The organism is Bradyrhizobium sp., from assembly GCF_035570375.1.
Lineage (GTDB): Bacteria > Pseudomonadota > Alphaproteobacteria > Rhizobiales > Xanthobacteraceae > Bradyrhizobium.
On record NZ_DATMLW010000012.1, the window covers coordinates 1 to 4,751 of the forward strand.

The following is a 4,751-nucleotide window of genomic DNA, read 5'->3' on the forward strand; positions in this document are numbered from 1 at the left end:
TCACGCTGGTACTCATCGCGTACTGGCTGTAGGTTGTGACGCGCTGCTCCATCTCCGGCACGCTGAGGCCGGTGTACTGCCAGATCACCGACACCACCGGAATGTTGATCTCGGGGAAGATGTCCTCCGGCATGACCACGATGGCTGAAACGCCGACAAACAGAATGAAGGCTGCCAGAACATAGAACGTGTACGGAAATTTCAGCGCAAATCGAACGATACCCATCTCGATATCCTCGTCTCGATATCCTCGTCCTTGCCGCGGCAGGCTCCTGATTGCAGGTACCTCGTCGTTGGCCGGACGCAGATATTGACAAGTGCCCTAAAAGGAAATGCTATGTCCGTTGCATTCGCTACTGAACGGAATTCAGCAATGAATCGTAGCGATCTGGCCGACCTGAACGCATTCGTCGCCGTCGCCAATCACCTGAGCTTTCGCGCGGCCTCAGCTCAGCTCGGCGTGACCGCGTCTGCCCTCAGCCATTCGATGCGCCAGCTGGAAGAGCGCCATGGCGTGCGGCTATTGCATCGCACCACGCACAGCGTGTCGCTCACCGACGCCGGCCTTCACCTGCTCGAACAGCTGCGGCCGGCGATTGATCAGATTTCCGGCGCCCTGGAAACCTTGAATCAACAGCGTCAGCGTCCGTTTGGCCGCTTGAGGATTCATGCAACGCATATTGCCGCAGCCGCGGCCATCGCGCCGGTTTGGGCTCGGTTCGCGTCCACCTATCCGGACGTCCATCTCGAGATCTTGATGGAGTCGAGGCCGATCGACATCGTAGCGAGCAGCTTTGATGCGGGGATCGGGCGGAAGGAATGGGCCGCCGCCGACATGATTGCGGTTCGCGTGTTGGGACCGATGAAAGTGGCCGTTGTCGGCGCTCCCAGCTATTTCGAGCGACGGCGTTCCCCGCGCACGTTCGACGATCTTGCCTCTCATAGCTGCATCCAATATCGCTTTGCGCCGAACGAAGCTGTTTTGCCATGGTCTTTCGAGCGGAACGGCAAGACCAAGCGGATGACCCTGGCGGGCGCTCTGACGGTCAACGATCCTTTTCTCGCCATTCGCGCAGCCGTGGATGGGCTCGGGATTGCTTATACTGTCGAGGCCCTGGCTGAGCCGTTTCTGCAGACAGGTCAACTGGTGCGCGTGCTGGAGAGATCTTCACCCTGCCTGGAAGGCCTCTTTCTGTATTATCCCGGACGCCGGCAAGTCCCCGCCGCACTGCGGGCCTTCATTGACATGATCCGCGCTCCCAAATCGGCGCAGGGCATACGGTCAGTCAAGAATCCCTTCTTCAAAGACTGAGCACGCCGAAGGCGCCGTTCAAGATTGCATTCCTGAATTTGTTTCACCAGCGAGTGAAACAAACGCCGGGTTTTCATTGGCGGCGATCGGAGCTACCGAGTGGAGAGAGATGATCCGGAAGAGCAGACCCCGATTTTCGGATCATGCCCAGAACCTGGAGCGCGTGGCTCCCCCGCCCCAATCCATTGTGCTCCAGCACAGCGTGAGTGACATGACCCGGCCGGGAGCCCTGTAAAATTCTTGACCAATTCGGAAACAGGGCCGGAGGGCGATCAATGTGCTGAATAGGAGCGTTCAATGACGGAGTTTCCCCTCGCGCCAGAAGTCCCGATGGAACGCGTTTTGCTGCACGAGCTGATCCACAGGATCAACAACGAATTTTCCTCCCTCATCGGCGCCGTGTCTCGTACCGCCGCGCGTTCCGTCAATCATGAAGTCAAAGTCGCGCTGGCCCACATTATTGAGCTCCTGTCTCATTATGCAGAGCTGCATCGCGCGTTGCAGATGCCGAACAACGACACGCTTATCGACGCGGCGGCCTATCTCGAAAACCTCTGTCTCTCGATCAGCCGCTCGAAGCTCGATGGCAAGAAAATAGATCTCGTCCTGACGGCATCGCCTTTGCGGCTGCCATCGGAACGGTGCTGGCGACTGGGAATGATAATATTTGAGCTTGTGACAAATGCGACACGGCACGCGTTTGGCAACGGCATTGGACAAGTTCGAATCGAGTTATCACGCGCTGGCAAGCTTGTTGAATGCAGCGTCGTCGACAATGGCTCGGCTCCAATAAACGTTCAGCGGGGCCGCGGGCTCAAGATCGTGGACGAGCTGGTCAAAGGCCTCGATGGACACCTTGACCAGAGGTTTGGCCAAAGGGGATCGTTCTCGAAACTGACCTTTCCGTGCGACCTCGAACCGCAACGAGCGGGCCTCGAGGAGAAAGCTGCTGCCAACTGTCACAACGGATAGTGGTGCCGCCACCAAAGTCGCTGCCGCGACCGCCCGCCTGCAGCCGGATTTCTTAGATTTTTGGGAAGGGTGGACTATACGGCGTCGCAACGCCCGCGACTTGGGTGTCGGGGCAGACCAAGGCTTCAACGCTGGGGCGGGGTTGCTGCAAACGGATTTAGGCTGTCCAGGAAAGACAGTGGCTCGACATTTTGAACGGACTGGGTTTGTGCTCGTGCATCCTGTACGGGCCGGGCCTGTACCCGTCGACGCTGCACATTTGCTCGGTGTTCCTGCGCGTGTCGGATCTCTGCCCGCGCATTACGTATGGTCCGGGCCCTTCGCTGCTGTTGCGTGGGCCGCACAGGTGCCGGGTCATCTTGTACCGGCTTGGCCAGAACAGGCGCATCTTGCTTGGCCGCCCAGGCCTGGAACTCCCTGAACAGGGCTTCCAATGATTCCTGGTCGTTTTCCTTCTGACTCTGGCTGGCGGGTTCAGGGGCACCAATTTCGCGGGTCGGGGCGTCCTTCGCGGTCGGCGGCAAAACCTCAACAACATCGGTTGATTGAATTACAGCTGACTGGATTCTCGGCGTCGGCTGATCGGTGCCAGGCTGAGCCGCCGAGTTGTCGGCCGGCGACGCTGTGACGCCCGCAAAGAGCGTCACTTGATTCGAAAGAATGGTAATTCCGATCGCTACCGCGGCCGCAACCAAAACACTCGCCGTGAGACCTCGTAACGAGATGATAGCTTTGTCGTTCCCGATACCCCGCTCAGGTTCATCGGCGGAGAGAAAAAGCGGCAAAGGATCGCCGGGATCAAAACCGTCTTCCGTCGCCATCGCGTGATCCCTCATGCTGATGTTCCTGTCGACGTTAGATGCTATCGAGGTCCAAAATGCGGAGAAATCTTGATTTCACCTAGACCGGTGGAACCGGCTCGATGACGCGGCGTCCACGGATGGGCCGTCGCGATCGCAGTGCCGCGAGCATCTCGATGCGCCGCTCACGGTGGAGCATCTGGCAGAACGCGCCGGCATGAGTACGCGGCATTTCACCCGCGCCTTTTATCCGCGTCTTCGGTCAGCCGCCGCCATCGCCTTCCCGGTCGCCGCTGCCTTCTGGTTGATCGCGCGGCCCGAGCGCTACGCCTAGCGCCGTCCTTGCGAGAGCGCCTTGCGGCGCGAGTGGGTTAATCGCTCTCGAGGAGCTTAAGCCGCTTCGCCAGCCATCGCGTGGTCGGCGCCTGAATCAGGATCGTCATCAGAATCGCCATGAACACGACGGAAGCGATCATCGGCGCGGACGGTGCATTCATGCCGAGCAACAGGCCCGCGAGCGCTGCCGGGATGACGCCGGTCTCGCGCGTCCAGCACATGAAAAGCAATTCCTCAAAACTCCATCGCGCGCGGCGGTCGGGCAGGGCGCAGAGGAAGACCGTCGCCGGCCGCGCGACCAGCATCAGGACGGCTACGAGCGTGGCGGCGGTGAAGGCATATCGGCCGATCAAGCCAAAGTCGACCTGCGCCCCCAAAAGGATGAAGATGAAGAGCCGCATGATGAATGCGGTGGTCAACACGAACTCAGCGAGCCTCTGCGCTTCCCCCGCTTCCATCCGGAAGCCGAAAACCTCCTCCTTGTTGCCAAGCACGATGCCGAACACGAACACGGCCATGAAGCCTGAAGCATGCAGGCCGCTGGCGGCGAAATAGGCGCCGATCACGGCCATGATCGTTACCAGCGGCGCGTATTCGGAAAGAAAGGCCCATTTTTCGTGGGCGATCAGAAGCGCGGCAAGATAGCCGAGCGCGACGCCGGCGACGATGCCGACGGCCGATTGCTTCAGGAGATCGGACGCGGAGGAGAACAGCGAAAACTCTCTGTGCCCCAACACGACTGCCAGTACGCCGAAAGTGACAATCGCAGACATGGCATCGTTGAATGCCGACTCGCTCATGACGGTTTGGGCCACCCGGTCGCGGATATGAATCTGCCGGAAGATCGGGACCAGGGTTGCGGGATCGGTTGAAGCCAGTGCCGCGCCCAAAAGCAGCGCGACATCGAAGGGAATGCCGAAAAGATAGTGGGCGGCGACGCCGGTGATCCCTGCGGTGATGATGACGCCGACGGTGGCGATGACCAGAATCGTGATCCAGACCTGTTTGAGGATCTGAAGTCGCAGCGACGCGCCACCGTCGAACAGAATGTAACTGGCACCGAACAGGAGAATGATCTGGTTCAATGCCGAGCCAGGCTTGATCTCGATCAGGCCGAGCGCGTGCGGACCGAGCACGATACCGGCGATCAGGAACACCGCGACATCCGGAATCCTGATCTTCTGCGCAACAAGCGCGGCCATCGTTCCGGCAGCCAGAATGAAACCAAACGAAAGCAGCGTTTGCCTGGCAATCTCGATGGATGGTGAGGTTTCCAAGCCGCTGCCGATCCCTGTCGTTAACGTGGCCGCCCGCATCCTTCCGGTTAGTGG

At 59.7% G+C, this 4,751-nt stretch carries 5 protein-coding genes; 2 read left to right on the forward strand and 3 right to left on the reverse strand.

Annotation, left to right across the window (positions count from 1 at the left end; all coding sequences use genetic code 11):
* The coding region (locus VNX23_RS01335; protein ID WP_325627193.1) for an efflux RND transporter permease subunit at positions 1-226 on the reverse strand (226 nt) is incomplete at its 3' end.
* A 30-nt stretch (positions 227-256) separates the two neighbouring features.
* Between VNX23_RS01335 and VNX23_RS01340 the strand changes: the two genes are divergently transcribed.
* Both VNX23_RS01340 and VNX23_RS01345 read left to right on the forward strand, forming a co-directional pair.
* The gene (locus VNX23_RS01340) at positions 257-1,312 is read left to right on the forward strand and encodes a LysR family transcriptional regulator (protein WP_325627195.1); all 1,056 of its coding nucleotides are present in this window, start codon (positions 257-259) and stop codon (positions 1,310-1,312) included.
* A 330-nt stretch (positions 1,313-1,642) separates the two neighbouring features.
* Positions 1,643-2,284 carry a sensor histidine kinase gene (locus VNX23_RS01345; RefSeq protein ID WP_325627198.1) on the forward strand — a complete coding sequence of 214 codons (642 nt, stop codon included), beginning with the start codon at positions 1,643-1,645 and terminating at the stop codon, positions 2,282-2,284.
* A gap of 125 nt (positions 2,285-2,409) precedes the next feature.
* Here the strand turns inward: VNX23_RS01345 and VNX23_RS01350 are convergent, their stop codons facing one another.
* Both VNX23_RS01350 and VNX23_RS01360 read right to left on the reverse strand, forming a co-directional pair.
* A complete protein-coding gene (locus tag VNX23_RS01350; protein ID WP_325627200.1) occupies positions 2,410-3,105 on the reverse strand; it encodes a hypothetical protein in 696 nt (231 codons plus the stop codon).
* A gap of 350 nt (positions 3,106-3,455) precedes the next feature.
* On the reverse strand, positions 3,456-4,751 hold a 1,296-nt coding region (locus tag VNX23_RS01360; RefSeq protein ID WP_325627202.1), incomplete at its 5' end, for a cation:proton antiporter.